Origin of the sequence: Candidatus Allofournierella merdavium (assembly GCF_944382735.1) — a bacterium.
GTDB classification, from domain to species: Bacteria; Bacillota; Clostridia; order Oscillospirales; family Ruminococcaceae; genus Allofournierella_A; species Allofournierella_A merdavium.
The window spans coordinates 135559-161865 of sequence record NZ_CALWND010000007.1; the positions used below are offsets into that span (position 1 = coordinate 135559).

General features: G+C 66.1%; 23 protein-coding genes and 1 riboswitch. Of the genes, 17 read left to right on the forward strand and 6 right to left on the reverse strand.

Annotation, left to right across the window (positions count from 1 at the left end; translation table 11 throughout):
- The first annotated feature begins 27 nt into the window (after window positions 1-27).
- Together ACH2A7_RS07485 and ACH2A7_RS07490 are read left to right on the forward strand one after the other, a co-directional pair.
- Window positions 28-468 (forward strand): DUF1934 domain-containing protein, encoded by a 441-nt coding sequence (locus ACH2A7_RS07485; RefSeq protein ID WP_394961109.1) that lies wholly within the window; start codon window positions 28-30, stop codon window positions 466-468.
- A gap of 149 nt (window positions 469-617) precedes the next feature.
- Window positions 618-1046, forward strand: a complete 429-nt coding sequence (locus ACH2A7_RS07490; protein ID WP_394961110.1) for a hypothetical protein — start codon at window positions 618-620, stop codon at window positions 1044-1046.
- Window positions 1047-2049: 1003 nt separating this feature from the next.
- Here ACH2A7_RS07490 and ACH2A7_RS07495 read toward each other — a convergent pair.
- Entirely contained in the window at window positions 2050-2466 is a 417-nt protein-coding gene (locus ACH2A7_RS07495) for a hypothetical protein (RefSeq protein WP_394961111.1), read from the reverse strand.
- Here ACH2A7_RS07495 and ACH2A7_RS07500 point away from each other — a divergent pair.
- The 5 genes from ACH2A7_RS07500 to ACH2A7_RS07520 are packed head-to-tail and all read left to right on the forward strand — an operon-like array spanning window position 2450 to window position 6937.
- Window positions 2450-3181 (forward strand): aspartate/glutamate racemase family protein, encoded by a 732-nt coding sequence (locus ACH2A7_RS07500; protein ID WP_394961113.1) that lies wholly within the window; start codon window positions 2450-2452, stop codon window positions 3179-3181. The two genes, ACH2A7_RS07495 and ACH2A7_RS07500, sit on opposite strands and share 17 nt — an antisense overlap.
- Before the next feature lie 20 nt (window positions 3182-3201).
- The gene (locus ACH2A7_RS07505; protein WP_394961115.1) at window positions 3202-3822 is read left to right on the forward strand and encodes a sugar O-acetyltransferase; all 621 of its coding nucleotides are present in this window, start codon (window positions 3202-3204) and stop codon (window positions 3820-3822) included.
- A gap of 51 nt (window positions 3823-3873) precedes the next feature.
- Window positions 3874-5874, forward strand: a complete 2001-nt coding sequence (gene metG / locus ACH2A7_RS07510) for a methionine--tRNA ligase (RefSeq protein WP_394961116.1) — start codon at window positions 3874-3876, stop codon at window positions 5872-5874.
- Window positions 5874-6671 (forward strand): TatD family hydrolase, encoded by a 798-nt coding sequence (locus ACH2A7_RS07515; protein WP_394961117.1) that lies wholly within the window; start codon window positions 5874-5876, stop codon window positions 6669-6671. The genes metG and ACH2A7_RS07515 overlap by 1 nt, the downstream gene beginning before the upstream one ends.
- A 35-nt stretch (window positions 6672-6706) precedes the next feature.
- Window positions 6707-6937 (forward strand): methylenetetrahydrofolate dehydrogenase, encoded by a 231-nt coding sequence (locus tag ACH2A7_RS07520; protein ID WP_394961118.1) that lies wholly within the window; start codon window positions 6707-6709, stop codon window positions 6935-6937.
- Between the two features lie 337 nt (window positions 6938-7274).
- Here ACH2A7_RS07520 and ACH2A7_RS07525 read toward each other — a convergent pair whose 3' ends face one another.
- Window positions 7275-7946, reverse strand: coding sequence for an HD domain-containing protein (locus ACH2A7_RS07525; protein WP_394961119.1), 672 nt, complete (start codon window positions 7944-7946; stop codon window positions 7275-7277).
- A gap of 26 nt (window positions 7947-7972) precedes the next feature.
- Window positions 7973-9148, reverse strand: coding sequence for a diphosphate--fructose-6-phosphate 1-phosphotransferase (locus tag ACH2A7_RS07530; protein WP_394961120.1), 1176 nt, complete (start codon window positions 9146-9148; stop codon window positions 7973-7975).
- A 145-nt stretch (window positions 9149-9293) separates the two neighbouring features.
- Window positions 9294-9394: riboswitch (PreQ1-III riboswitch) on the forward strand.
- Between the two features lie 9 nt (window positions 9395-9403).
- Here ACH2A7_RS07530 and ACH2A7_RS07535 point away from each other — a divergent pair.
- Window positions 9404-9907 (forward strand): QueT transporter family protein, encoded by a 504-nt coding sequence (locus ACH2A7_RS07535; RefSeq protein ID WP_394961122.1) that lies wholly within the window; start codon window positions 9404-9406, stop codon window positions 9905-9907.
- Between the two features lie 26 nt (window positions 9908-9933).
- Window positions 9934-10578 carry an HAD family hydrolase gene (locus ACH2A7_RS07540; RefSeq protein ID WP_394961123.1) on the forward strand — a complete coding sequence of 215 codons (645 nt, stop codon included), beginning with the start codon at window positions 9934-9936 and terminating at the stop codon, window positions 10576-10578.
- A gap of 93 nt (window positions 10579-10671) precedes the next feature.
- On the opposite strand, the gene ACH2A7_RS07545 is transcribed toward ACH2A7_RS07540, so the two are convergent.
- Together ACH2A7_RS07545 and ACH2A7_RS07550 are read right to left on the reverse strand one after the other, a co-directional pair.
- The gene (locus tag ACH2A7_RS07545) at window positions 10672-11190 is read right to left on the reverse strand and encodes a GNAT family N-acetyltransferase (RefSeq protein WP_394961124.1); all 519 of its coding nucleotides are present in this window, start codon (window positions 11188-11190) and stop codon (window positions 10672-10674) included.
- 80 nt (window positions 11191-11270) lie between these two features.
- Window positions 11271-11921, reverse strand: a complete 651-nt coding sequence (locus tag ACH2A7_RS07550; protein ID WP_394961125.1) for a hemolysin III family protein — start codon at window positions 11919-11921, stop codon at window positions 11271-11273.
- A 331-nt stretch (window positions 11922-12252) separates the two neighbouring features.
- Between ACH2A7_RS07550 and secA the strand changes: the two genes are divergently transcribed.
- From secA to spoVAE, 4 genes are all read left to right on the forward strand, one after another.
- On the forward strand, window positions 12253-15012 hold the full coding sequence (gene secA / locus ACH2A7_RS07555; protein WP_394961127.1) for a preprotein translocase subunit SecA: 2760 nt from the start codon (window positions 12253-12255) through the stop codon (window positions 15010-15012).
- A 121-nt stretch (window positions 15013-15133) separates the two neighbouring features.
- Window positions 15134-15580 carry a SpoVA/SpoVAEb family sporulation membrane protein gene (locus ACH2A7_RS07560; RefSeq protein ID WP_394961128.1) on the forward strand — a complete coding sequence of 149 codons (447 nt, stop codon included), beginning with the start codon at window positions 15134-15136 and terminating at the stop codon, window positions 15578-15580.
- Window positions 15581-15596: 16 nt separating this feature from the next.
- Window positions 15597-16607, forward strand: a complete 1011-nt coding sequence (locus ACH2A7_RS07565) for a stage V sporulation protein AD (protein ID WP_394961129.1) — start codon at window positions 15597-15599, stop codon at window positions 16605-16607.
- A complete protein-coding gene (spoVAE, locus tag ACH2A7_RS07570; protein WP_394961130.1) occupies window positions 16604-16960 on the forward strand; it encodes a stage V sporulation protein AE in 357 nt (118 codons plus the stop codon). Before ACH2A7_RS07565 ends, spoVAE begins: the two co-directional genes overlap by 4 nt.
- 240 nt (window positions 16961-17200) lie before the next feature.
- Here spoVAE and ACH2A7_RS07575 read toward each other — a convergent pair whose 3' ends face one another.
- Window positions 17201-18862 (reverse strand): formate--tetrahydrofolate ligase, encoded by a 1662-nt coding sequence (locus tag ACH2A7_RS07575; protein ID WP_394961132.1) that lies wholly within the window; start codon window positions 18860-18862, stop codon window positions 17201-17203.
- 536 nt (window positions 18863-19398) lie between these two features.
- On the opposite strand from ACH2A7_RS07575, the gene ACH2A7_RS07580 reads away from it, so the two are divergent.
- The 4 genes from ACH2A7_RS07580 to ACH2A7_RS07595 are packed head-to-tail and all read left to right on the forward strand — an operon-like array spanning window position 19399 to window position 26132.
- Complete coding sequence (locus ACH2A7_RS07580) at window positions 19399-20565, forward strand: cysteine desulfurase family protein (RefSeq protein ID WP_394961134.1); 1167 nt, start codon at window positions 19399-19401, stop codon at window positions 20563-20565.
- Window positions 20566-20604: 39 nt separating this feature from the next.
- Complete coding sequence (thiI, locus tag ACH2A7_RS07585) at window positions 20605-21822, forward strand: tRNA uracil 4-sulfurtransferase ThiI (RefSeq protein WP_394961136.1); 1218 nt, start codon at window positions 20605-20607, stop codon at window positions 21820-21822.
- Window positions 21823-21869: 47 nt separating this feature from the next.
- Window positions 21870-23144, forward strand: a complete 1275-nt coding sequence (locus ACH2A7_RS07590; protein ID WP_394961137.1) for a competence/damage-inducible protein A — start codon at window positions 21870-21872, stop codon at window positions 23142-23144.
- A 12-nt stretch (window positions 23145-23156) separates the two neighbouring features.
- Window positions 23157-26132 (forward strand): SpoIID/LytB domain-containing protein, encoded by a 2976-nt coding sequence (locus ACH2A7_RS07595; protein ID WP_394961138.1) that lies wholly within the window; start codon window positions 23157-23159, stop codon window positions 26130-26132.
- The last annotated feature ends 175 nt before the right edge of the window (window positions 26133-26307 follow it).

Sequence of the window (26307 nt, forward strand, 5' to 3'; positions counted from 1 at the left end):
GTGGCCCCATTCCAAGGAGGCAAGCCCATGAACGAGGATTTTCTCATCCGCATCGACGGGCGGATGGAGCAGGGCGACGAGTCGGACACGGTGCAGCTGATGACCCGGGGCAGCTTCGTGTGCCGGGGCGGCAGCTTTTTCATCAGCTACAAGGAGTCGCAGACCACCGGTTACGAGGGCTGCACCACCACCGTGAAGGTGGCGAAGGACGAGAGCAAGGTGTCCCTGACCCGGTTCGGCCCCGCGGCGGGGCAGCTGGTGGTGGAAAAGGGCACCCGTCATCTGTGCCACTATGACACCGGCTACGGCGCGCTGACCCTGGGGGTGGCGGCGGACGAGATCCACAGCCGCCTCACCGACGAGGGAGGCGAGGTGGAGTTCAGCTATACGCTGGATTCCGACCAGAACACCATCCTCAGCCGCAACCTGGTGAAGATCAGCGTAAAGCGCACCGCGCCGCTGACCTGAGGCCTTATATGTCCTTATTATAAAAGAGGGCTTCGCCGGCAGCGGCGGGGCCCTTTTTCTTTGCCAAAAGGGGTGTGCAAAGGCCGGCCCCTCTGATATAATTAAGGCGTGAAGTATTCGCCACGCGGAAAGAAACGGAGGAAGAAATCGTGAAAGCACTGAAAAGTCTTGTGCCTTATCTTCTCATTGCCGTTCTGATGTGGCTGCTGTGGCTGTGCAACATCAACGGCAACCGCCTGATCTTCATCAGCGGCGGGCTCTACCTGGCGGCATTTTACCTCGTCCCCCTGCTGCCGCTGCTCATGGGCGTCATCGCGGGGCGGTGTATGCGTCTGCCGGATTTCTATCCCCGGTGGCGGGCAGTGCTGGATGGAGCACTGGCTCTCGTGATGTTCCTGCTGGGGCACAGCGGGCTGACCGTCTACCTCTTCGGCCTGCCCAGCAAGCTGGGGATGCTGTCGGCCGCTGTTGCCGACGGCGGTCTGCGGGTGCCGCTGGTGATCTTTGCCGGCCTTCTGCTGGGGCGGCTCACCCTTTTGCTGCCCGGCCGCCGCGCAAAGACGGCCGCGCCGGAATAAAGTGAAAATCGCCGCCCGCTCCTTCAAGAGCGGGCGGCGATTTATGCACTCCAACATTTACATCATACCACAAATTTCCGGGAGATTCAAGGCAACAATCGAACGAAATTTGCACCAAAAGTCTATGCATGCTGCCAATATACAAACGATTTGGGGTATGCTATAGTATAGACACACCAAGGAGAGAACACCAAGGTCTAGAAACCGGCGGGTAGGAAACGAAGAAACGTGGCCCCCGGGAAAGAAAGGAGCGCAGGACCATCATGGTAAAAGAAGAACCCAAGCAGTTGGGGCAGGGTGGGTCCTGCCGCTGAACGATCCAGATCGCTCACAACACCAAAAGATGCTTTCTTTTATAAGACCAGCCCATGAGCGGCTTATCTGAGACACGATCGTTCAAATAGCGTACAGAGCCCACGACCTGCCGGCATGATTTTTTAGATAGATGAAGTTTTGAACAGCGAATCAGCGCGCTTGTGAGAGCGCAAAAAACATTCGGCATTCCTAAGCTTCCATCCGTTTAAAATCTCATTACCCGCGGGCGTTTTTTCTGTTATGAAAAGCGGCCTGCACGTCCGATTACAGCTTGCCTTGAACATCCGCCGTGAAAGCGCGGATGGCCCCATACACACTTCGGTGTGAGAGGAACCTGTAAAAAGACATCGATTCAAGAACACGGAGGTTTCAACTCCAATGTACTGACCATGAAAGGGAACGTCCCCTTTTGAAAAGCACGAAGACCGAAAGCGGATGACACAGCGCGTGAATTGGAACGATCGCGCCGGGCGGCGTCCATGAAGTGTAAGGCGCAAAGCCGCCGGAATGGGCCGATGGGTCCGACGGGGGCGCGCTTTAGGAAGAGGAACTGCTGCCGGCGAAAAAACGGACCAAGGCAAAGCGAACTGAACCAAACCTTTCGACAAGCGTTGCACAAGAACAGGAGAGGGATACCCCAATGTGGTAACATCGTTTGCTCCGAACCCGATCTGCAGGCGATGTGAAGCTACAAAGCCTGCATCAAAAGGATTTTCCAGATAGAAAGCGCGATGAACATGAAGAGATTTCTGTTTGAACGTTTGAAATCCAGGAAATAAGAGGGCAGACCAATGTACTGAATCATTTTCCGGGGCGCCGTGTCCGGCGCCCCGGTTTTTTTGCGCTTTTTCGGAGCGGGGAGGGCGGGGCAGGCCCGGGAGAGTGCCCGGCGGCGCCCCGCCGCTTTTTTCTTGACTTTGACACCCCCGCCCTTATAATTAAAGATGTATATGCCCGCGCGGGCCCGTGAAAGCGGGCTTTGCGGGCGGGTGCGTTCGGGCGGGCCCCTGGCGGCCGGCCTCGCGCCGCCATCAGTTCCGCCCGCCGCCCGAAGGGCGCGGAGCGAAAAACAACAGAGAGGCTTTTCCATGAACCAGACATCCACCGCGCCCCACCCCGTGCTGGGGGTGCTGGGCGGCATCGGGCCGATGAGCACGGTCTATTTTTACGAGATGATCACCGCCCACACCAAGGCTGAAAAGGACCAGGACCACCTGGACATCGTCATCAGCAGCCGGGCCACCACGCCGGACCGCAGCGCCTTTATTCTGGGCGAGAGCAGCGAGGACCCCTTCTCGGTGATGGAGCGGGACGCCGAGATGCTGGTGCGCTACGGCGCCACCGTGCTGGCCATCCCCTGCAACACCGCCCACTATTTTTACGAGCGGCTGCAGCGCAGCCTGCCGGTGCCGGTGCTGAACATGATCCAGCTCACGGTGCAGGCGGCCAAGGCGGGCGGCTGCCAAAAGCTGGGCATCCTGGCCACCACCGGCACGGTGGCCACCTGTTCCTACCAGCGGATGTGCGCCGCCGAGGGCATCGGCTGCGCGGTGCCCTGCGAGGCCGACCAGGCCGCCCTGATGGACCAGATCATCTACGGCCAGATCAAGAGCGGCAAGCCGGTGGACATGGACCTGTTCGGCCGCATCGCCGACGGCCTCAAGGCGCAAGGGTGCCAGCGGGCGGTGCTGGGCTGCACGGAGCTTTCCCTCATCAAGCGGGATTACGGCCTGGACCATTTCTTCATCGACAGCAGCGAGGTGCTGGCCAAAGCCACCATCGAGGCCTGTGGCAAGACCCCCGTGGGCTTTGACTTCTGAACGCCGAAAGGAGGAGGCCCATGGCCGACTACACCCCGGAACTGAACGCGCTGCACACCGGTGACTTGTACCAGTGCAACTCACCGGAACTGTTTCGCGTGCAGATGGAGTGCCGGGCGCTGGTGCACCGGTACAACCAGCTGGACCCCCGGGACATGGAGGGCCACACCGCCCTGCTGCCCCGCATCTTTGCCGAGGCGGGCCAGGGCTGCTTTCTGGAGCCGCCCTTTTTCGCCAACTGGGGGTGCTTCACCCACCTGGGCAGCAATGTCTACGCAAACTTCAATCTCACCCTCACCGACGACACCCACATCTACATCGGCGACCATGTGATGATCGGCCCCAACGTGACCATCACGGCGGCGGCCCACCCCATCCACCCGGAACTGCGCCGCAAGGGGATGCAGTACAACAAACCCGTCACCATCGGGGCAAACGTCTGGGTGGGCGCGGGCGTCACCATCCTGCCCGGTGTGACCATCGGGGAGAACACGGTCATCGGCGCGGGCAGCGTGGTCACCCGGGACATCCCCGCCAACGTGGTGGCCTTTGGCAGCCCCTGCCGGGTGGTGCGGCCCATCGGCGAGGAGGACAGGCGCACCTTCGACCACGGCCGGCCCATCCCGCCCCAGCTTTTGTGAATCCGCAGCCGTTCCATTCGCGGCTGTGTTATGAAAGGAAGTAAGACCCAAATGAAGCAGAACGACACCTTCTACATCACCACCCCCATCTACTACCCCAGCGACAAGCTGCACATCGGCCACAGCTACACCACCGTGGCCTGCGACGCGCTGGCCCGCTTCAAGCGGATGCAGGGCAAAAAGGTGATGTTCCTCACCGGCACCGACGAGCACGGCCAGAAAATTCAGGACAAGGCCGCGGCGGCGGGCGTGACCCCCAAGCGGTATGTGGACAACATCGTGGAGGGCCCCGGCGGCGTGAAGGAACTGTGGAAGCTGATGAACATCAGCTACGACCGGTTCATCCGCACCACCGACGACTACCATGTGGAGAGCTGCCAGAAAATTTTCCAGAAGCTGTACGACCAGGGCGACATTTACAAGAGCGTCTACAAGGGTCACTACTGCAAGCCCTGCGAGAGCTTCTGGACCGACAGCCAGCTGAAGGACGGCAAATGCCCCGACTGCGGCGGCGAGGTCTACGAGGCCGAGGAAGAGGCTTACTTCTTCAAGACCGGAAAATACGCCGACCGGCTGCTGCAATACTACGAGGACCACCCTGCCTTCATTCAGCCGGAGAGCCGCCGCAACGAGATGATCGCCTTCATCAACCAGGGCCTGCAGGACACCTGCGTCTCCCGCACCTCGGTGTCCTGGGGCATCCCGGTGCCCTTCGACCCCAAGCACACCATGTATGTGTGGGTGGACGCGCTGTCCAACTACATCACCGCCCTGGGCTACGGCAACGAGAAGTATCACGATTACGACGCCTTCTGGCCCGCCGACCTGCACATGATCGGCAAGGAGATCCTGCGCTTCCACACGATCCTCTGGCCCGCCATGCTGATGGCGCTGGACCTGCCCCTGCCCGAGCGGGTGTTCGGCCACGGGTGGCTGCTGCTGGACGGCGGCAAGATGAGCAAGTCCAAGGGCAACGTGGTGGACCCGGCGGTGCTCTGCGGGCGTTACAGCGTGGACGCCATCCGCTACTTCCTGCTGCGGGAGATCCCCTTCGGCAACGACGGCGTGTTCTCCAACGAGGCGCTCATCGCCCGCATCAACTCCGACCTTGCCAACGACCTGGGCAACCTGCTCAGCCGCACGGTGGCCATGGTGGAGAAGTACTTCGGCGGCACCCTGCCCGCCGGGCGGCAGAGCGGCGAATTTGACGACGACCTCATCAAAACGGTGAGCGAGATGCCCGCGAAGGCCGCCGCCTGCATGGACGACCTGCTCATCCCCCAGGCATTGCAGGAAATTTTCAAGGCCATCCAGCGGGCCAACAAGTACATCGACGAGACCGCCCCTTGGGCCCTGGCCAAGGACGAGGCGAACCGCGACCGGCTGGCCATGGTGCTGTACAACCTGTGCGAGGCGCTGCGCTTCGCCGCGGTGCTGCTGGCCCCCTTCCTGCCGGACACCGCCGACAAGATGGCCGCCCAGCTGGGCCTTGCCGACGCCGACCGGGCCTGGGCGGGCCTGCGCTTTGGCGGCAAGGCGGAGTACACCGTGCACAAGGGCGACGCGCTGTTCCCCCGCATCGACGCGGCGAAGGAGCTGGCGGAGCTGGCCGCGGCCCACGAGGCCAAGGTGAAGGCCGCCGCCGAGAAGGCCGCGGCGGAAAAGGCCGCCGGGCAGCCCGCGGCGAAACCCGCGGCTGCCGAGAACATCGAGCACCAGCCGGAGATCGCCTTCGACGACTTCTGCAAGGTGGAACTGCGGGTGGCCCAGGTGCTCACCTGCGAGGCCCTGCCCGAGAGCCGCAAGCTGCTGAAAATGACCCTCTTTGACGGCGAGCGGGAGCGCACCATCCTCTCCGGCATCGCCAAGTGGTACAAGCCCGAAGATCTGATCGGCCGCAAGGTGGGCATCGTGGCCAACCTCGCCCCCCGCCCGATGATGAAGGGCAAGTATGTGAGCGAGGGCATGGTGATGGCCGCCGACATGCCGGACGGCGGCGCCTCGGTGGTCTTCTTCCCCGACGACGTGCTGCCCGGCAGCGCCATCCACTGATGGCCGGCCCCATCTTTGACAGCCACGCCCACTACCTCAGCCGCCAGTTCGACGGCGACCGGCAGCAGCTTTTGGAAAGCCTGCCCGCCGCCGGCGTGGCGGGGGTGGTGGAGTGCGCCACCGACCTGGCCACCAGCAAAGGGGCGGTGGCCCTGGCCGCCGCGTGGCCTTTCGTGTGGGCGGCGGTGGGCATCCACCCGGAGAGCCTCATCGAGTCAGACGCCTCCACCAACGCCGAATTTGCCGGCGACTGGAAGGCGGAACTGGCCGCCATCGCCCCGCTGCTGGAGCAAAACAAGGTGGTGGCGGTGGGGGAGATCGGCCTGGACTACCACTGGCCCATCCCCAAAGAGGCTCAGCTGGAACTGTTCGAGGCCCAGATCCGCCTGGCGCTGGAACTGGACAAACCCGTCATCGTCCATGACCGCCAGGCCCACGCCGACACCTACGCGCTGCTCAAGAAATACCGCCCCAAAGGGGTGCTGCACTGCTTTTCCGGCGCGGCGGAGGACGCCGCCTGGCTCACCGCCCAGGGGCTGTACATCGGCTTTGGAGGGGCCGTCACCTTCAAAGGGGCCAAGCGGGCGGTGAAGGCCGCCGCGGCCGTTCCGCCGGACAAGCTGCTGCTGGAGACCGACTGCCCCTACATGGCCCCCGAGCCCTGCCGGGGCACCCGGTGCGACTCCCGCCTCATCGCCCACACCGCCGCCTTCCTGGCGGACGTCCGGGGCGTGGAAGCGGAGCGGCTGCTCCAGACTGCCTGTCAAAACGCCCGGGCCCTCTTCGGCCTCGGCTGAACCATTTCAAAATTGAACACAAGGAGAGAATACCCATGAAAGCACGCCTTCCCAAACGCCGCGAGTTCGTCATCAGCTTCCCCGAGGGCAGCGACGAGGCCCGCAACAACGAGGCCTGGGAGAAGCTGAATCAGATCGTGGAGGACTATAAAAAGACCCACAACGGAAACAGCGTCTACGAGCCCACCTTCATCCAGGACAACGAGGAGAAGGTCAAAGCCCTCCAGGCGGAGTACGGTTTCACCTACACCATCGAGGAGAAGTAAAAAGGACACGACAAAGCCCCTTCCCGCCGCGGGAAGGGGCTTTGTCTGTTTTGTCTGCTTAAGCGTAAAGGCAACCCCCGGCTCTGCCGGGGAGTGTCAAAAAGCTTTAGCTTCAAGTACCGAGCGAAGCGAGAAAAGAACAGCAACTTTATGGTTGCCCAAAAGTTAATTTGTGGAAAAGCAATGCCCGTTTACGGGCTGCCGTGCAAGTGATGCAAGAGGTGGATAATTCAATGCCTCTTGAGAGGCTTGCCGGTATGAGGCCCTTCCAGGGCCTACTCAAGCCCCCGGCTTAGCCGGGGGTCCTGACTTGGGGCTTCACGGCAGGGTCTGGCCGTCACAGCAGCGTCTGGCCGTTGACCTCCAGCCGGAAGGTGAGTTTAAAATATTCGGCGGCCTTGCGGCAGAGCAGCATCCGGTCGAGGAAGATCTCAAAGTAGTCCATCACCGGGCAGACGGAGGTGTCCAGCTGGATGCGCAGGGTCAGGGTGCGCTGCTCCTTGTCCAGCTCCAGGTCCGAGCGCTCCACCGCCCAGTTCACCCGGTCGTGGATGTCAAAGCGGATGGTGTCCCGGTTGCGCACCCGGCTGCGGCGCACGTCGCTCTTGTCCGCCAGGATCAGCGACGCCGCCACCCCGTTCACCGGGTAGGCGGTGCCCTCGTCGTGGTTGCCGATGGCCGTCACCACCAGGGCGGTGTCGGCGGGGGGCATGCCCATCTTGTCCAGGATGCGGAAGGCCATCACCGCGCCGCTCTGGGCGTGGTCCACCCGGTTCACCAGGTTGCCGATGTCGTGCATGTAGCCGGCGATGCGAGCCAGTTCCACCGTGCGCTCGTCCGCCCCCAGCTGCTCCAGCAGGTGACTGGCCACCGCCGCGCACCGGGTCACATGGGCAAAGGAGTGCTCGGTGAACCCCAGGGCGATCAGCGAGGCGTCCGCCTGCTGGATGTAGGTGTTGATTTCGGCGCTCTGGCGCACCATCTCGTAGGTCACGGGCAGGCTGGACATAGTTTTCCTCCGCTTTGCTTTGGATGTTACAGGTTGGGTTTGAAGCTGACGAACCGGCGCAACTCGCCGCCGATGAGCGGCCGGCACCACTCCACAAAGGCGTCGGTGACGTCGCAGCCATCGGCGCTGATGTACTCGTCGGGCATCTTGCGCTCGTGGAGCATCACCTGCTCCACCGGGATGAGGAAGGTCTCCACCTTGTACACCGCCCCCGGCAGCCGGCGCAGGCCCACCATCACGCCGTTCTCGCCGGCCAGGGCGGCCCGGGCGGCCTCGGCGCCCACCAGCACCGCCTCGTCCCGGTCGGTCTCGGACTGGAAGGCGATGGAGGCCCGGTTGCTGATGCCCGGCTTCTCGCTGCGGGCCTTGATGCCCAGCTTCTGAATCACAAGATTGGCCAGATGGGCGCTCACGTCGCCGTAGTACACCGAGCGGCCCACCTTGAAGATGGGGGGCACGATGGAGGAGCCGTCGGGGTTGCACAGCCCCTCGCTGGCCACCACCACCACGCCGCCTTTTTTGCGGTGCAGGTCGCTCACCCGCTGCAAAAATTCCTCCTCGTTGAAGGGGCGCTCGGGCAGGTAAATCAGGTCGGGACCGTCGCCGCTGCCGGTGCGGGCCAGGGCGCTGGCGGCGGTGACCCAGCCGGCGTTGCGGCCCATGGCCTCGATCACCGACACATGGATGGGCAGGCTGCGCACGTCCTGGCTGATCTCGCTGGTGATGCCGGCGATGAACCGGGCCGCCGAGCCGAAGCCGGGGGCGTGGTCGGTGACGGCGATGTCGTTATCCACCGTTTTGGGGATGCCCACCACCCGCACGTCCACCCCGGCGGCCACGCAGGCCTTGTACAGCTTGCCGCAGGCGTCCATGCTGCCGTTGCCGCCGTTGAACAGCACCCAGCGGATGTTGTGCTTGCGGCAGATCTCGGCCATGGCGGCGTAGTGCTCGGCCTCCAGCGCGTCCCGGCTGGTGCCGATGGCGGAGGCGGGGGTCTGGAGCAGCAGCCGGAGGGTCTCCTCCGGCACGGCGGACAGATCGCAGAAGTTTTCCTTCAGCATGCCGCCGGTGCCGCCCACCGCGCCCAGCACCTTTTCCACCTCCGGGTGCTTTTTGGCCTCGGTCACCGCGCCGTACAGCGAGGAGTTGATGACGGCGGTGGGCGCGCCGCCGTGAACGATCAGAAGGTTGCCTTGTTTCATGGTGGTCTTTCCTTTCTGTGTACCTTTTTATTATAGGCCCCGGCGAGGGGGATGTAAAACAAGAAGTTTGTAAAATCGGCGGGGAACGTTGCGCATCCCGCCCCCGGCTGGTATAATAGCATGTACGCGGGCCGAACGCCCGCCAGAGCAACTTAGGATTTTAGGCTCGCCGCGCGTTTTCAAAAAGGCGCGGACCACACCGCCGGGAACTGGCAGGGCCGGGCGGTCAAAATCTAACTGCCGGAGTGTATTGTTATGTCAACGAGAAAACTTGTCCGCAGCGGCCTGGTGGCCGCCCTCTATGTGGTGCTGTGCCTGGCGCTGCAGCCCCTTTCCTTCGGCGCGGTGCAGATCCGCTTCGCCGAGGCGCTGGTGCTGCTGCCGGTGTTCGGCCCGGAGTACATCGCCGCCGCCGTGCTGGGGTGCTTTCTGTCCAACCTGCTGGGCTCGGTGCTGCCGGACGTGATCTTCGGCACCCTGGCCACCCTGCTGGCCTGCCTTGTCACCTACAAGCTGCGCAATGTGCGGGTGCGGGGCCTGGCCCTGCCCGCGGCGCTGCCGCCCATTGTGTTCAACGCCCTCATCGTGGGGCCGGAGATCGCCATCTTCTTCTCCGACACCCCCGCCACCCTGCCGCTGATGGCCTGGAACGGGTTCACCGTGGCCCTGGGCGAGGTGGTGGCCTGCGGCGTGCTGGGCGTGGCGCTGGTGAAGATCATCGAGGCGAACCCCGCCCTGCGCAAGCTGTTTGTGGAATAAACTCTTTTCGCCAAAGGAGGCCCGCCATGAAACCCCGCTGCCTGATCTGGGACTGGAACGGCACCCTGCTGGATGACCTTCAGCTGTGCCTTGACCTTTTGAACGAGCTGCTGGAGCAAAACGGCAGCACCAACCGCTACGATCTGGCGGGCTATCGGGAAATTTTCGGCTTCCCGGTGGTGGATTACTACCGGCGGGCGGGCCTGGACTTCTCAAAGCGCAGCTTTGAGGCGCTGGCGGCGGACTATGTGGCCCGTTACAACCCCGCGAGTTTCGCCTGTTCTTTGTGCCCCGGCGCGGCCGACGCATTGGCCGCACTGAAATCCGCCGGGGTGCGGCAGGTGATCCTCTCGGCCAGCGAGCAGGCGCTGCTCCGGCGCCAGGTGGAACACCTGGGCCTCGCCGGATACTTCGACGAGCTGCTGGGCCAGACCGACTACTACGCCCACGGCAAGCTGGCGGTGGGCAAGGCGTGGATGGCCCGCCAGAACTTCGATGCCGCCGAAGCGGTGCTGGTGGGGGATACCCTCCACGACGCGGAGGTGGCAAAGGGCCTGGGTGCGCAGTGTGTGCTCTGCGCCGCCGGCCACCAGAGCCGGGCGCGCCTTTTGACGGCGGGGGTGCCGGTGATCGACACGCTGGCCGAACTGCCGGCGCTGCTGGGCCTCTGAGCGCCCAGTTTCATGATACCAGCCTTCGGGCAAGAAAAAAAGGTGGAAATTTCCTCATACGGAAATCCCACCTTTTTTGTTTTTGCAGAGGATTCAAAGTGCAATGCGGTACCGGCGGGTGACGCGGGGCCGGCCGTCGATGACGTCCTTTTGCCTGTCCAGCAGAACGCCGCCGTTCTTCTCGATCACCCGGGCGGAACCGGCGTTGCCGTCGGCGCAGGTCAGCAGCACCCAGGAAAGGCCCAGCGGCCCGCGGGCGTATTCCAGCGCGCCGGCCAGCAGCCGGGTGCCCAGCCCCTGCCCCCAGCGGCCCGCCCGCACCGCGTAGCCGATGTGGCCGCCAAAGCGCTCCAGCGCGGGGGTCAGCCGGTGGCGGATGGAAACTTCCGCCAGAAACTCGTCCCCGTCCACCAGCCACAGGCAGGTGCAGGGCACATAGCCCGCCGGCAGGTCCCGCCCGGCGCGGTAGTCCGCGAACCGGGCGAACAGCCCGGCGGGGCAGCGCTCCGCGCCGCCGAAAAAGAAGGTGGGGGAGAGCCCGGCGCGGGCATACTCCTCCATTGCCTGCCGATAAGAGGCCTCGTAAGCGGGCCCGGGAAGGATGAGTTCCATGGCGCGTCACCTCACAGGCGGGGCGCTCCGCCCCGCTTTTGAGACCATTCTATCACCCGTACCCCGCGCCCGCAAGCCCTTTACGCCACGAAGCAGAACACCGCGGCGAAGTGGCAGGCGCTGCCCGCCAGGATGAACAGATGGAACAATTCGTGGAAGCCCCACCGCTCGCTCAGGTTGGGCCACTTGAGCATGTAGAGCACCGCCCCCAGCGAGTAGCACACGCCGCCGGCGGCCACAAGGCCAAGGCAGGCCGCGGGCATGGCCGCGAAGGCGGGCAGGTCCACCACGATGGCCCAGCCCAGGGCAAGATAGAGCAGGGTGCCCAGCCAGCGGGGGGCGTCCAGCCAGAGGAGTTTGAGCAGGATGCCCGCCGCGGCCATGGCCCACATGGCCCCCAGGAACACCGGTAGCTTGCCTTTGTCCATGAACTTGATGCACAGCGGGGTGTAGCTGCCCGCGATCAGCACATAGATCATGGCATGGTCCAGCTTGCGCAGCCGCCGCACCTTGGCCGCCGCCCCCAGGGCGTAGTGGTAGATGCTGCTGGCGGAGTAGAGCGCCACCAGCGAAAGCCCGAACAGCACCACCCCCGCCAGCACCGCGCCCCCCGCGCCGGTGTGCAGGCTGCGGGCCGCCAGCGCCAGCGTGCCCAGGGCGCTGGCCAGCGCCCCCCAGAAATGGGTGTAGCTGCTCACGGGCTCCCGCCCTTTTTCAAAATACCGGCTCATAACGCCACCTCCGAAACTATTATATATAGTTTTTAATACCACATAATATTATCATTATAGCTATATTGTTCCCCAAAGACAAGGCTTTGATGAAAATTCACAAAAAAGTTTCATTTGCGGGTCCGCGCCGCCAAGGGGCGGGCCGGGGCCTGCCCGGCGAACGGTGAAAAGCCGCCTTTTTGGCTTCACAGGCGGGTTTTCGACCGCCGGCGGCGTTGACAGGCCCGGCCCTTGTGATGTACTATATACAATAGCGCACTGCGGGTTTTTGTGTGCAGATTACCGGGCAGAGGGCCCCGCGGCCCGCCCGTTTCAGAATGTGAGTGATCCCATGTCTTTGATCGACAAACTGTTCGGCTCCTTCTCGGACAAGGAGCTCAAGCGCATCCGCCCCATCGCCGACGCGGTGGTGGCGCTGGAGCCGGAGATGGCCGCCAAGTCGGACGCCGAGCTGCAGGCCATGACCCCCGCTTTGAAGGAGCGGCTGGCGAACGGCGAGAGCCTGGACGACATCCTGCCCACCGCCTTCGCCGTCTGCCGCGAGGCCAGCTGGCGTGTGCTGGGCATGAAGCACTTCCCGGTGCAGATCATGGGCGGCGTGGTGCTGCACCGCGCCTGCATCGCCGAGATGAGCACCGGCGAGGGCAAGACCCTGGTGGCCACCCTGCCGGTGTACCTGAACGCCCTCACCGGCAAGGGCGTGCATGTGGTGACGGTGAACGACTACCTGGCCCGCCGCGACTCCGAGTGGATGGGCAAACTCTACCGCTGGCTGGGCCTGTCGGTGGGGCTGATCGTGCAGGGCATCACCAACGAGCAGCGCCACGCGGCCTACAACGCGGACATCACCTACGGCACCAACAACGAGTTCGGCTTCGACTACCTGCGGGACAACATGGTGGTCTACAAGGAGAACATGGTGCAGCGGGGCCACTACTACGCCATCGTGGACGAGGTGGACTCCATCCTCATCGACGAGGCCCGCACCCCCCTGATCATCAGCGGCAAGGGGGACGACTCCTCCAGCCTTTACCAGCAGGCGGACGCCTTCGCCCGCACGCTCAAGATGAGCAAGGTGGTGGAGCTGGACGAGAAAGAGGACCAGGACGCCCAGGTGGACGGCGACTATGTGGTGGACGAAAAGCACAAGACCGCCACCCTCACCGAGAGCGGCATCAAGAAGGCGGAGGCCTACTTCCATGTGGAGAACCTGGCCGACGGCGCCAACATGACCCTGGCCCACCACATCAACCAGGCCATCAAGGCCCGGGGCGTGATGAAGCGGGATATCGACTATGTGGTGCGGGACGGCGAGGTCATCATCGTGGACGAGTTCACCGGCCGTTTGATGATCGGCCGGCGGTACAACGAGGGCCTGCACCAGGCCATCGAGGCCAAGGAGGGCGTGCAGGTGGCCGCCGAGAGCAAGACCCTGGCCACCATCACCTTCCAGAACTACTTCCGCATGTATGAGAAGCTGGCGGGCATGACCGGCACCGCCAGCACCGAGGCGGACGAGTTCAGCGAGATCTACGGCCTGAACATCGTCACCGTGCCCACCAACAAGCCCTGCCAGCGCAAGGACCTGCCGGACAGCGTCTACAAGACGGTGAACGGCAAGTACGACGCGGTGGTCAAGCAGGTGGTGGAGTGCCACGCCAAGGGCCAGCCGGTGCTGGTGGGCACCGTGAGCATCGAGAAGAGCGAGACCCTCAGCAAACTGCTCAGCCGCCAGGGCGTCAAGCACAACGTGCTGAACGCCAAGAACCACGAGAAGGAAGCGGAGATCGTGGCCCAGGCGGGCAAGAAGGGCGCCGTGACCATCGCCACCAACATGGCGGGCCGCGGCACCGACATCATGCTGGGCGGCAACGCCGAGTACATGGCCAAGGCCACCCTGCGCAAGGAGGACTACCCCGAGGAGCTGATCGCCGAGGCGGACGGCCACGCCGAGACCCTGGACGAGCAGATCCTGGCCATCCGCGCCCGCTTTGACGAACTGCTGAAAAAGTACAAGGAAGAGATCAGCGCCGAGGCGGACGAGGTGCGCGCCGCCGGCGGCCTGTTCATCATCGGCACCGAGCGCCACGAGAGCCGCCGCATCGACAACCAGCTGCGCGGCCGCGCCGGCCGCCAGGGCGACCCCGGCGCCTCCCGGTTCTTCCTCAGCCTGGAGGACGATTTGATGCGCCTGTTCGGCGGCGAGCGGGTGCAGAACCTGATGAACACCTTAGGGCTCGAGGACGACGTGCCCATCGAGAACCGGATGCTCACCGGCACCATCGAGAGCGCCCAGAAGAAGCTGGAGGCCCAGAACTTCGGCATCCGCAAGAACGTGCTGCAGTTCGACGACGTGATGAACAAGCAGCGCGAGATCATCTATGGCCAGCGCCGCAAGGTGCTCAACGGCGAGGACCTGTCCGCCACCATCCGCTCCATGCTGGAGGAGAACATCCAGGCCAGCGTGGCCAGCTTCTGCGCCGGCGAAAATCCCGCCGACTGGGACTTTGCCGCCCTGCGCCGCCACTACCAGGGCTGGCTTGCCCGCCCCACCGATTTCGTCTATCCCGAGGAGGAGCTCAAGGGCCTCACCCGGGAGAAGGTGGCCGACGTGCTGCTGGAGCGGGGCCGCGCCATCCTGGACGCCAAGGAAAAGCAGTACGGCTCGCCGGTGATGCGGGAGCTGGAGCGGGTGTGCCTGCTGCGCAACGTGGACACCAAGTGGATGGACCACATCGACAACATGGACCAGCTGCGCCAGGGCATCTACCTGCGCAGCTACGGCCAGCGGGACCCGGTGGTGGAATACCGCATCGAGGGCTTCGAGATGTTCGACGCCATGGTGGACAGCATCCGGGAGGACACCGTGCGCATGCTGCTCACGGTGCAGCTGCGCACCGAGCAGCCGGTGCAGCGCACCCAGGTGGCCAAGCCCACCGGCGACGCCGCCACCCCCGGCAAGGGCACGGTGAACACCGGCAAGAACGGCCCGGCGAAGGCCGTGCGCATCGGCCGCAATGACCCCTGCCCCTGCGGCAGCGGCCTCAAGTGGAAAAAGTGCACCTGCAAGGAGTATCACCCCGATCTGTAAAACAAAAAAGGGCGGGCGCCGGCAAAATGCCGGCGCCCGCTTTTTGCGCCCGATACATAAATTTTGCCGCCGCGGGAGAAACTGCAAACAGAACTTTTTGCGAGACGGGAGGAGACCCTGTTTGAAGATCACGGTGGAAGAATACGGCCGGCTGGTGGGAAAGGCCAGCCCCCACTCCAAGCTGCTGCGTGACTGCCTGTGGGCCTTTTTGGTGGGCGGCGGCATCTGCCTTGCGGGCGAGGCGCTGCGCAAGGCCTATATGGCGGCGGGCTTTGTGCGCAGCGACGCGGGCTGCATGACCAGCGTCACCCTCATCGCGCTGTCCGCCGTCACCACCGCCCTGGGCTGGTATCACAAGCTGGCGGCAAAGGCCGGGGCGGGCACGCTGGTGCCCATCACCGGCTTTGCCAACGCGGTGGTCAGCCAGGCCATCGAGGCCCGCAGCGAGGGCTATGTCACCGGCGTGGGGGCCAAGATGTTCCAGATCGCCGGCCCGGTGATCGTCTACGGGGTGCTGGCCAGCACCGCCTGGGGGGCGCTGTACTATTTCCTGCGCCCCTGGATCTGAGAGGGCGGTGAACGCCATGCGCAAGGGCGACACCATCCTGTTTGAAGCGCCGCCGGTCATCCTGGCCCAGGGGGCCGTGGGCGGCAAGAAGGAGGGGGAGGGCCCGCTGGCGGCCCAGTTTGACCTGCTCTTCCCCGAGAACAGCCTGGGGGAGGCCACCTGGGAGCAGGCGGAGAGCCGGCTGCAGCAGCACTGCCTGGAACTGACGCTGCAAAAGGCCCGGCTGCCGCTGGAGCGGCTGAGCCTGGTGCTGGGGGGCGACCTGCAGAACCAGTGTACCGCCACCGCCTACCACATGAGCCGCACCGACGTGCCCTTTGCCGGGCTGTACGGGGCCTGCAGCACCATGACCGAGGCGCTGGCGCTGGCAGCCTGCCTGGCGGCGGGGGGCTGTGTGGAGGTGGCGGCGGCCCTGGTCAGCAGCCACTTCTGCGCGGCGGAACGGCAGTACCGCACCCCTTTGAGTTACGGCGGCAAGCGCACCCCCACCGCCCAGTGGACGGCCACCGCTGCCGGCTGCTGCCTGGTGGCCCCCGATGGTACGGGGCCCCGGGTGGCCTCGGCCACCTTCGGCCGGGTGCGGGACTACGGCGTCACCGACCTGACCAACATGGGGGCGGCCATGGCCCCCGCCGCCGCCGAGACCATCCTGCGCCACTGTGCCGACACCCACCGCACCCCCGCGGACTATGACGCCGTCTACACCGGCGATCTGGGGTTGGTGGGCAGCCGGCTGCTGGCGCAGCTTTTGAAGGCGGAGGGCCTGGAGATAAAAAACCACACCGACTGCGGGCTGGAACTTTACGACGTGCACAAGCAGGATGTGCAGGCCGGCGGCAGCGGGGCGGGCTGCTCGGCGGCGGTGCTCTGCGCCCGGGTGCTGCCCGCGCTGCGAAAAGGGCGGCTGCGCCGGGTGCTGTTCCTCTCCACCGGGGCGCTGATGAGCCAGATCACCAGCCAGCAGGGAATGAGCATCCCCGGCGTGGCGCACCTGGTGGAACTTGTGAGCGAGGAGGAGCAATTATGACGTACCTTTGGGCGTTCGTGGTGGGCGGCCTCATCTGCGTGGCGGGGCAGCTGCTCATCGATCTCACCAGCATCACCCCCGCCCGGGTGCTGGTGATCTATGTGGCGGCGGGCGTTGTGCTCAGCGCCCTGGGCCTCTACGACCCGCTGGCGGAGTTTGCCGGCGCGGGGGCCAGCGTGCCGCTGCTGGGCTTCGGGCACCTGCTGGCCCAGGGCGTGATGGACACGGTGGACAAGATGGGCCTGCTGGGGGCCCTCTGCGGCGGCTTTTCCGCTGCGGCCGCCGGCATCACTGCCAGCCTCGCCTGCGGGGTGCTGGCCGCCGCCTTCAGCCACTCCAAAGACCAGAACTGACGGCAGCCCCGCAGAAAAAATGGCCGCTGCACAAAGGAGAGCCGCGCTAAAAAAGGCGGTCCGCCCGCGGGCGAAGGGACGTTTCCGACGCCCGGCCTTGGGTCCGGCGCTCCGGGCCGCCTGCCCTGCGGGGCGGGCGCGAGTGCGGCCGGCCTCCGCCGCCCCCCGGCGCGGGCTGCCCGCCCGGACATACAAAAAGGCACCCCTTCGCCCGAAGGGGTGCCTTTTGCTGCGTTCTTCTCAGAACAGGCCGGTGATGCGGCCGTTCTCGTCCACGTCGATGTTCTCGGCGGCGGGCTTTTTGGGCAGGCCGGGCATGGTCATGATGCTGCCCATGATCACCACCACGAACCCCGCCCCGGCGGAGAGGCGCACGTCCCGCACGGTCATGGTGAAACCCTCCGGCGCGGCCAGCAGGGTGGCGTCGTCGCTGAAGGAGTACTGGGTCTTGGCGATGCACACCGGCAGTTTGCCGTAGCCCATGGCCTCGATGCGCGCCAGCGCCTTTTTGGCGGGGGCGCTCCAGCTCACCGCCGCCGCCCGGTAGATCTTCTTCGCCACCGCGTCCACCTTGTCCGCCAGGGGCATCTCGTCCGGGTAGGTGAAGTTGAGTTTCGTCTCGGGCTGCATCACGCTCAGCACCGCCCGGCCCAGTTCCAGGCCTCCCTTGCCGCCCTCGGCGAACACGGTGGCCAGCTCGCAGGGCACGCCCAGCTCGGCGCAGATGTCCCGCAGGCAGTCGTGCTCCTCGGCGCTGTCGGTGGGGAAGGCGTTGATGGCCACGCACACCGGCACGCCGAAGCCCCGCATATTCTCCACATGGCGGGCCAGGTTCGCCGCGCCCGCCTTCAGGTAGTCCAGGTTGGGCACGCCCAGCTGGTCTTTGGGGCAGCCGCCGTGGTGCTTCAGCGCCCGCACGGTGGCCACCAGCACCACCGCGTTCGGGGCAAGGCCGGTCATCCGGCACTTGATGTCCAGAAACTTCTCCGCGCCCAGGTCCGCGCCGAAGCCCGCCTCGGTGACCACATAGTCCGCCAGCGACAGGCTCAGCCGGGTGGCCATCACGCTGTTGCAGCCGTGGGCGATGTTGGCGAAGGGGCCGCCGTGGATGATGGCGGGATTGTTCTCCAGCGTCTGCACCAGGTTGGGGTCGAAGGCGTCCTTCAAAAGGGCGGCCATCGCCCCCGCCGCGCCGATCTGGCCGGCGGTCACCGGCTCGCCGGCGTAGGTGTAGCCCACCACGATGCGGGAAAGGCGCTCCTTCAGGTCCGCGAGGTCGGTGGCCAGGCAGAAGATGGCCATCACCTCGCTGGCCACCGTGATGTCAAAGCCGTCCTCCCGGGGGGTGCCGTTCACCTTGCCGCCCAGGCCGTCGGTCACATAGCGCAGCTGCCGGTCGTTCATGTCCACACAGCGCTTCCAGGTCACCTGGCGGGGGTCGATGTTCAGGGGGTTGCCCTGGTAGATGCTGTTGTCCACCATGGCGGCCAGCAGGTTGTTGGCCGCGCCGATGGCGTGAATGTCGCCGGTGAAGTGGAGGTTGATGTCCTCCATGGGTACCACCTGGGCGTAGCCGCCGCCGGCCGCGCCGCCCTTGATGCCGAACACCGGCCCGAGGCTGGGCTCCCGCAGGCAGAGCATGGTTTTTTTGCCCAGGGCGTTCAGCGCGTCCGCCAGGCCGCAGCTGATGGTGGTCTTGCCCTCCCCCGCCGGGGTGGGGCTGATGGCCGTCACCAGGATCAGCTTGCCCTGCTTGGCCGCCTTTTTAGCCAGCCGGTGATCGATCTTGGCTTTGTACCTGCCGTACAGGCTGATGTCCTCCTCCGAGAGGCCCAGCTGCCCGGCGATATCGGTGATGGGCTTTAAGGTCCCCTCCTGGGCGATCTGGATATCCGTTTTCATGCACGCCACCCTTTCTGTCACATCCCGGGGCGAAACAAGCCCCGCTTTCTCTTACAATACCATGGTAGCAGAACCGGCCGCCGGTTACAAGGCCCGCCGCAAAAGTAACACTTTCCCGGCGGGCGGCCGCGGCATGCCCTCTTTGCTCTCTGCGCCTTCCCGTTCCGCATGCCCTTGTCCCGGACGCACCTGCGCCCGCCGCCCCGCCGCCGCCTTTTCCCGCCGCTCTGCGCCCATGCCCGCCGCCGCGCCGCGATGGGCCACCGGGCCTGCCGTCGCCCGCTCTGTGTTGGGGCAGCTGTTGCCCGCCCCTGTCCGCGCTCCGCTTGTGGCTGCTGCCCCGTCGCCCGCCTTTTCCCGCCCGCGTTCCGCGCTTCGACGGCCGTTTCCCTGCATTTGGCCCCGCCCCGCGCCCTTGTGCCGCCGGGCGGAGTTGTGCTATAATATATTCTGTATCTTTATGACCCGTCGGAGATATAACGCTCTTCGGCGAATATGAGCAAACTTATACTTATGGTAAAAGGCGGGAGAGCGCAATGATCGACAACGAGGCCCTTCACTATCTGGACAACGCCGCCACCACCCGGGTGGCCCCCGAGGTGGCCGACGCCATTTACAAGACCATGGTGAACCACTGGGGCAATCCCTCCAGCCTCTACACCCCCGGCGTGGAATCCAGGGAACTGCTGGACAAGGCCCGGAACATCGTGGGCCGCACCCTGGGGGCCGAGCCGGGGCAGGTATTCTTCACCGGCTGCGGCAGCGAGAGCAACAACATCGCCATTCTGGGCGCGGCGCTGGCCCGGCGCAGCTGGGGCAAAAAGATCGTGGCCAGCGGCTTCGAACACCCCAGCGCGGCGCTGCCCCTGGCCCGTCTGGCCGAAGAGGGCTTTGAGGTGGACTTTGTGGCCCCCGGCGCGGACGGCCGTCTGGATGTGGACGCCATCGCCGACCGGGTGGACAAGGGCACCATTTTAGTCACCTGCATGCAGGTGAACAACGAGACGGGCGCAAGGCAGGACGTAAAGAAGCTGGCCGCCCGGGTGAAAGAGGCGAACAGCCGCACCGCCGTCCATGTGGACGGGGTGCAGGCATGGATGCGTCTGCCGGTAAGCCTGGAAAACATCGACAGCTACACCGTCAGCGGCCACAAGATCCACGCCCCCAAGGGCGTGGGCGCGCTCTACCTGCGCCGGGGCTATAACATCCAGCCGCCGTACCTAGGCGGCGGGCAGGAGAAGGGCCACGGCGGCGGCCAGGAGCAGGGGGTGCGCCCCGGCACCGAGAACCTGCCCTACGTGGTGGGCCTTGCCACCGCCGCGAGGCGGATGGAAAAGACCTTTGACGCGCGCGCGGCCCATGTGGCGGCGCTGAACGCCCGGCTGCGGGCGGGCCTTGCCGGCCTGGACGTGGTGCTCAACAGCCCCGCGGACGCGGTGAGCGAGGTGCTCAACTTCAGCACCATGCGGGTGAAGAGCGAGACCATGCTCCACTATCTTGAACAGACCAAGGTGTATGTGTCCAGCGGGTCGGCCTGCTCAAGGGGCGCCGCCAGCCACACCCTCGCGGCCATGGGCCTGGAGCCGCGGCGCATCGACACGGCGCTGCGGGTGAGCTTCTGCGCCGAGAACACCGAAGCCGACGTGGACGCGCTGCTGAACGGCCTGGAGCAGGGCCTCAAAACGCTGGCGCAGCTGCGCTGAGAAACACCGCCCCGCTCAGGGGCGACAAGGAGAGACGAGATGAAGGAAGTCATTCTGTGCTATCAGGGCGAGATGGCCCTGAAGGGCCTGAACAAGGCCACCTTTGAGGCGGCGCTGGCCAAGGCCCTGCGCTTTCGGGTGCGGGAGCTGGGCAAATTCCAGGTGTACAAGGCCCAGAGCACCATGTATGTGGAGCCCCGGGACGAGGAGGCCGCATCGAATTTCGACGAGGCCTTTCACCGGGTGAGCCAGGTGTTCGGCCTGGCGGCCCTCAGCCGGGCGGCGGTGTGCGAAAAGGACTTTGCGGCCATCCAGGCCACGGCGGAAGCCTATCTGGGCGAGGCGCTGCGCGGCGTGCGCACCTTCAAGGTGGAGGCCAAGCGGTCGGACAAGTCCTTTCCCATGAAGAGCCCCGAGATCAGCCGGGAGCTGGGGGGCTTCCTGCTCTCCAAACACCCTCACCTGAAGGTGGACGTGCATCACCCGGACATCGTGGTCATGGTGGAGGTGCGGGACTACGGCGCCTACATCCACGGCCCCAAGGTGCCGGGGGCGGGCGGCCTGCCGGTGGGCACCAGCGGCCGGGCGGTGAACATGCTCTCCGGCGGCATCGACAGCCCGGTGGCCGCCTGGTACATGGCCCGGCGGGGCCTGGCCATCCACCACATCCACTTCGCCAGCCCGCCCTACACCAGCGAGGCGGCCAAGCGCAAGGTGGCCACCCTGGCCCAGATCATCAGCGGCTACACCGGCAGCTGCGTTTTGTATGTGGTGCCCTACACCACCCCCCAGGAGTACATCCGGGACCACGCGCCCGACGTGCTGTTCACCGTGCTCATGCGCCGCAGCATGATGCGCATCGCGAACCGCATCGCCAAGGACATCGACGCCAAGGCTCTCATCACCGGCGAGAGCCTGGCCCAGGTGGCCAGCCAGACCCTGATGGCCCTGGCCTGCACCGACGCGGCCCAGGACCTGCCGGTGCTGCGCCCGCTGATCGGCATGGACAAGACCGAGATCATCGAGACGGCCCGCCGCATCGGCACCTTCGACACCAGCATCCTGCCCTACGAGGATTGCTGCACCATCTTCACCCCGCCCCACCCCAAGACCAAGCCCACCCTGGCCGAGGTGGAGGCGGCGGAGGCCGCCATGCCGGAACTGCTCTGGCTGGAAAAGCAGGCCGCCGACGGGGTGGAGCGCATCCGCATCGACATGCGCAAAGCGCAGGAAGACGAGGACGACCTTCTCGCCTGACGCGCCGGACCGGCGGGCCCCTGGCCCGCCCAAAGGGGGAGTGAAACGTGACCGCTGAGATCATCTGTGTGGGCACCGAGCTGCTGCTGGGGGACATCCTGAACACCAACGCCCGGTTCCTGGCCCGGGAACTGGCGGCGCTGGGCTTTGACGTGCTGCATCAGCAGGTGGTGGGGGACAACGCCGCCCGCCTGGAGGAAACGGTGCGCGCCGCCATGGCCCGCAGCGACCTGCTGGTGTTCTCCGGGGGCCTTGGCCCCACGGCGGACGATTTGACCAAGGAGACGGTGGCCCGCTGCTTTGACGACGAGATGCGCTTTGAGCCCAAGGTGCTGGAGGACATCCGCGCCTTCTTCACCTCCACCGGCCGCACCACCCCCGCCAACAACGAAAAGCAGGCCCTGGTGCCCCAAAAGGGCGGCTGGTTCGAAAACCCCAACGGCACCGCCCCGGCGGTGTGGTTTGAGGCGGGCGGCAAGCGGGCGGTGCTGCTGCCCGGCCCGCCCTCGGAACTGGAACCCCTGTGGAAGAGCGCGGTGCGCCCCTTTTTGCAAAAGGGACAGACGCGGGTGCTGCAAAGCCTTGTGCTGCGCCTGTGCGGCATCGGCGAGAGCCACGCCGAGGAGCTGCTGGGCCATCTCTTCGGGAACGAGAACCCCACTGCCGCCGTCTACGCAAAAACGGCGGAACTGACCATCCGCATCACCGCCGCCGCCCCCGACGAGGAAAGGGCCCGGGCCATGTGCCGGGAGTACGCCCAAAACTTCTACCGGCTGGCGGGGGAGTACATCTATGCCGAGGGGGAAGAGGGCCTGGAATACGCCCTGGTGGACGCGCTGCGGCAGAAGGGCCTGACCCTGGCCACCGCCGAAAGCTGCACCGGCGGCCTTGTGAGCCAGCTGGTCACCAACGTGCCCGGCGCAAGCGAAGTCTTCGGTTTCGGCTTTGTGACCTACGCGAATGAAGCAAAACAGAAGCTGCTGGGGGTGAGCGCCGCCGCGCTGGAACAGCACGGCGCGGTGAGCCCCCAGGTGGCCGCCGCCATGGCGGCGGGGGCCGCCCGTGCAGCCGGCGCGGACGTGGCCGTGGCCCTCACCGGCATCGCCGGGCCGGGGGGCGGCACCCCCGAAAAACCGGTGGGCCTTGTGTATCTGGGCGCGGCCCGGGGCGGCGAGGTGTTTGTCAAGCGGCTGGACCTGGGCAAACGCGACCGGGCCACCGTCCGCCTGGCCGCCGCCAAAAACGCGCTGGACGCCGCGAGGCGGCTGGCCCTGGGCCTGCCCCTGCCCGGCGCGGTGCGCGCCGAGGACATCCCGGAATAAGAGGTGAACACAATGGAACAGAAATCCTCCAGGCTGGTGCTGCGGCTGTTCGGCCCCCGGCGGGACCAGGTGACCCAGGTGCTGCGCGCCGCGGCGGACCAGGGCTGCCCCGGGCTGAACCTGCTGATGAAAAACGGGGAGTACGCCGTCTGTGTCACCGCCCGGGCGAACACCGCCGAGGAGGCGGCCGCCATCTGCCGCCGCTGGCGGGATTATTTTGAGGGCCGTTTCGGCGACGCTGTGTTCTGCGTGGGCGAGGAGAGCCTCGCCGAGGTGGCGGTGACGGAACTGGTGGAGGCCGGGCGGCTGTTCGTGGCCGCCGACGCTGCCACCGGCCGGCTGCTGGACGCCGCCCTCGCCGGCTGCGAGATGGCGGGCAGCGTCTACGACTTCGGCACCCAGAGCTACGCCCATCCCAGGCGGGGGGCGAAGGTGACGCCCAACCGGCGGCTGGTGAAAAAATACCCCAACTGTCCGGTGCAGCCGGCGGCCACCCGCGCCCACGCGGCGCTGCGGGTGTCCGGCGCGGACTGGGCGGTGGCCTACAGCCCCTCCAACGACACCCATCCCGCCTTTGTGCTGGTGTGCGGCGAAAAATACGCCTGGGTGTGCCCGCTGCCCCCGGAGGGCGAGGAGCAGGCCCTGGCCGTGGGCTGGCTGCTGGATATGCTGCGGCGCATGGCCCGGGGCAAGGGGATGGAGCCCTTTGTGGAGCGGTTCCGCCTGGGCGGCCCCGCCCCGAAACTGGAACTGCCCGGGCAGGCGCTGGCGGGCCTGGCCGCCCCCGCGCCCGCGGCAAAAGCGGCGCCCCCCGTGCCGCGGGAACCGGCGCCCGCGGCCGCCCCGGTGAACACGATACCCCCGGAAAAAGCGGCTGCCCCGGAAAAAGCGGCTGCCCCCGCCAAAACGGACCCCGCGCCGGCCTTCACCGGCAAGGCGCCCCGGGCCGGGAGCGGGGCCGCCGACCGGCTGGGCCCCGACGAACAGCTCACCAGCGCGGCCCAGCTGCTCTTTGACGACGACGCCCCTCTGCCCACCGAAGAACCCGCCCGCCGGCCCGCCGGGCCCCACTGGGGGCGGCTCATCGGCTGCATCCTGCTGGTGGCGGCCATCGCCGGCGGGGTGGCGCTGTGGCTGTGGCAGGGCGGCAAGCTGCCCGGCGGCGGCAGCGTGCTGGGCGACGTGGGCTACGGCACCGCCGACTACGACACCGCCGCCCGGGATTACCTGCTGGCCCAGCAGGCCAAAAATGCGGGGGTGGCGGCCTATCTGGCCCTCCCCTCGCTGGACGGCGCGCTGGTCTGGTCCGCCGACGGGGCGGCCGGCGGCGGCGAGCCGGGCACCGTGAGCGCCGCCGAAGACGAACTGCCCCGCTTTACCGGGTCCGACACGCTGGGCCAGAGCCAGAGCAACGTGATCGTGCGCTGCCCGGCCTCCTCCATGGAGCAGCTCAGCCAGCTGGCCCAGGAGGATGTGCTGAAGGCCAACAGCGGCTTCACCCTCTACACCGCCGGCGGCGACTACCGCTACAAGGTGCTGGCGGTCTACGAGTGGGACCCCGCCGAGACGGGGGAGTCCGCCTTTGACCTCTATGGCCTGCAGGACCTGTCCAATTATGAGGATTATCTGACCTTTGTGCTGGGGGCCAAGGCCCGCAGCCTCTACGAGATGCCCGCCGACGTGCAGGACGGCGACGCCTTCGTCACCCTGGTGGCGGACAGCCCCGCCTCCGGCGGACGGATGCTGGTGATCACCGGCCGCCAGCTGCGGGCCAACGAGGCCGCCATCCTGTTCGGCAATCAGGTGCAGCCCGCCGAGCAGCCCCTGATGCCCATGGCCGTCTATGAGAGCGAGGGCCTCTCCGCCCCCAGCCTCACCACCCTCAGCCAGTACTGGCTGAACTGGTACATCACCGGCGGCGCCACCTCCAGCGACGTGCAGGAGCAGGCCGGCATGCCCACCGAGGACCGCCCCCTGAGCGAGGTGGGCGGCGGCGAGGCGGTGGAGCCCTCCGCATCCCCCGCGCCGGACGCTTCGGCAAGCCCGGAGCCTTCGCCCAGCCCGTCCCCGTCGGCCAGCCCCTCGGCTTCGGCCACGCCCGGGCCCTCCGCCACCCCCGCGCCCTCGGCCAGCGCCGCGCCCACCCCCACCCCCGCGCCCACCCCCGCGCCCACCCCGGAACCCACCCCCACGCCCGCGCCCTCCTCGGGCACCATCACCGTCACCATGAACGGTGTGCGGCAGGAGATGGACCTGGCGGAGTGCCTGGCCATGATCGCCCGCAATGAGATGGGCGCCAACGCCCCCATTGAGGCCTACAAGGCGCAGATGGTGGCGGCCCACAGCTGGATCCTCAGCCAGGGCGGCGCGCCCAGCGTGTCGGGCCTGGAGCCCAGCGAGACCATCCGCGCCGCCGCCCGGGAGGTGGCGAACCAGATCCTCACCTACAACGGCAGCGTGGCCTTCACCCCCTACTTCGCCTCCGCGGCCTTTGGCACCAACTCCAGCCAGGAGGTGTGGGGCGGCGCCCGGCCCTACCTGGTCAACGTGGACAGCCCCTACGACAAGGACTACGCCTCCAACTGGCAGAACACCCGGGTATACTACGCCAGCGAGGTGGCCGCCCGCGCCCAGGAGCGCCTGGGAGTGGACCTCTACGCCTACAACAGCGACCCGAATACCTGGTTCGGCGACATCGTCAAGAACTCCAGCGGCTACGTCACCAGTATGCGGCTGGGCACCGCCACCATCAGCGGTCGCGACCTGCGGGAGAACGTGCTGAATAACGTCAACGGCAAGACCCTGCGCTCCGCCGCCTTCGACATCGTCTACGACGCCGGCGCCGACGCCTTCAGCATCACCACCTACGGCTACGGCCACGGCTGCGGCATGAGCCAGATGGGCGCCTGGGGCTACGCCGCCAACGGCTGGGGTTACGCCGACATCCTGGCCCATTACTATCCCGGCACCACCCTGGTCACCCAGTGACAGAACCAAACAAATCCCCCCGCGCCGCGGCGCGGGGGGATTTGTTTGTCCATCGTGGACAAAACCCACGGTAAAATATAGTAAAATGGCACAAAAACGGGAATCTGTTTTGTGTTAATGGGCGAAAATCGTCAAAACATCTCCTTTTTTGGGTCAAGATAGGGTATAATTCCCC

Coding starts and splice junctions, on each gene's coding strand:
- secA (WP_394961127.1), top strand. CDS start 12,253: ATGTCTTTGATCGACAAACTGTTCGGCTCCTTCTCGGACAAGGAGCTC.
- ACH2A7_RS07575 (WP_394961132.1), bottom strand. CDS start 18,862: ATGAAAACGGATATCCAGATCGCCCAGGAGGGGACCTTAAAGCCCATC.
- ACH2A7_RS07580 (WP_394961134.1), top strand. CDS start 19,399: ATGATCGACAACGAGGCCCTTCACTATCTGGACAACGCCGCCACCACC.
- ACH2A7_RS07500 (WP_394961113.1), top strand. CDS start 2,450: ATGAACCAGACATCCACCGCGCCCCACCCCGTGCTGGGGGTGCTGGGC.
- ACH2A7_RS07530 (WP_394961120.1), bottom strand. CDS start 9,148: ATGAAACAAGGCAACCTTCTGATCGTTCACGGCGGCGCGCCCACCGCC.
- ACH2A7_RS07565 (WP_394961129.1), top strand. CDS start 15,597: ATGCGCAAGGGCGACACCATCCTGTTTGAAGCGCCGCCGGTCATCCTG.
- spoVAE (WP_394961130.1), top strand. CDS start 16,604: ATGACGTACCTTTGGGCGTTCGTGGTGGGCGGCCTCATCTGCGTGGCG.
- ACH2A7_RS07535 (WP_394961122.1), top strand. CDS start 9,404: ATGTCAACGAGAAAACTTGTCCGCAGCGGCCTGGTGGCCGCCCTCTAT.
- ACH2A7_RS07520 (WP_394961118.1), top strand. CDS start 6,707: ATGAAAGCACGCCTTCCCAAACGCCGCGAGTTCGTCATCAGCTTCCCC.
- ACH2A7_RS07485 (WP_394961109.1), top strand. CDS start 28: ATGAACGAGGATTTTCTCATCCGCATCGACGGGCGGATGGAGCAGGGC.
- ACH2A7_RS07550 (WP_394961125.1), bottom strand. CDS start 11,921: ATGAGCCGGTATTTTGAAAAAGGGCGGGAGCCCGTGAGCAGCTACACC.
- ACH2A7_RS07595 (WP_394961138.1), top strand. CDS start 23,157: ATGGAACAGAAATCCTCCAGGCTGGTGCTGCGGCTGTTCGGCCCCCGG.
- ACH2A7_RS07505 (WP_394961115.1), top strand. CDS start 3,202: ATGGCCGACTACACCCCGGAACTGAACGCGCTGCACACCGGTGACTTG.
- metG (WP_394961116.1), top strand. CDS start 3,874: ATGAAGCAGAACGACACCTTCTACATCACCACCCCCATCTACTACCCC.
- ACH2A7_RS07540 (WP_394961123.1), top strand. CDS start 9,934: ATGAAACCCCGCTGCCTGATCTGGGACTGGAACGGCACCCTGCTGGAT.
- ACH2A7_RS07515 (WP_394961117.1), top strand. CDS start 5,874: ATGGCCGGCCCCATCTTTGACAGCCACGCCCACTACCTCAGCCGCCAG.
- ACH2A7_RS07525 (WP_394961119.1), bottom strand. CDS start 7,946: ATGTCCAGCCTGCCCGTGACCTACGAGATGGTGCGCCAGAGCGCCGAA.
- ACH2A7_RS07545 (WP_394961124.1), bottom strand. CDS start 11,190: ATGGAACTCATCCTTCCCGGGCCCGCTTACGAGGCCTCTTATCGGCAG.
- thiI (WP_394961136.1), top strand. CDS start 20,605: ATGAAGGAAGTCATTCTGTGCTATCAGGGCGAGATGGCCCTGAAGGGC.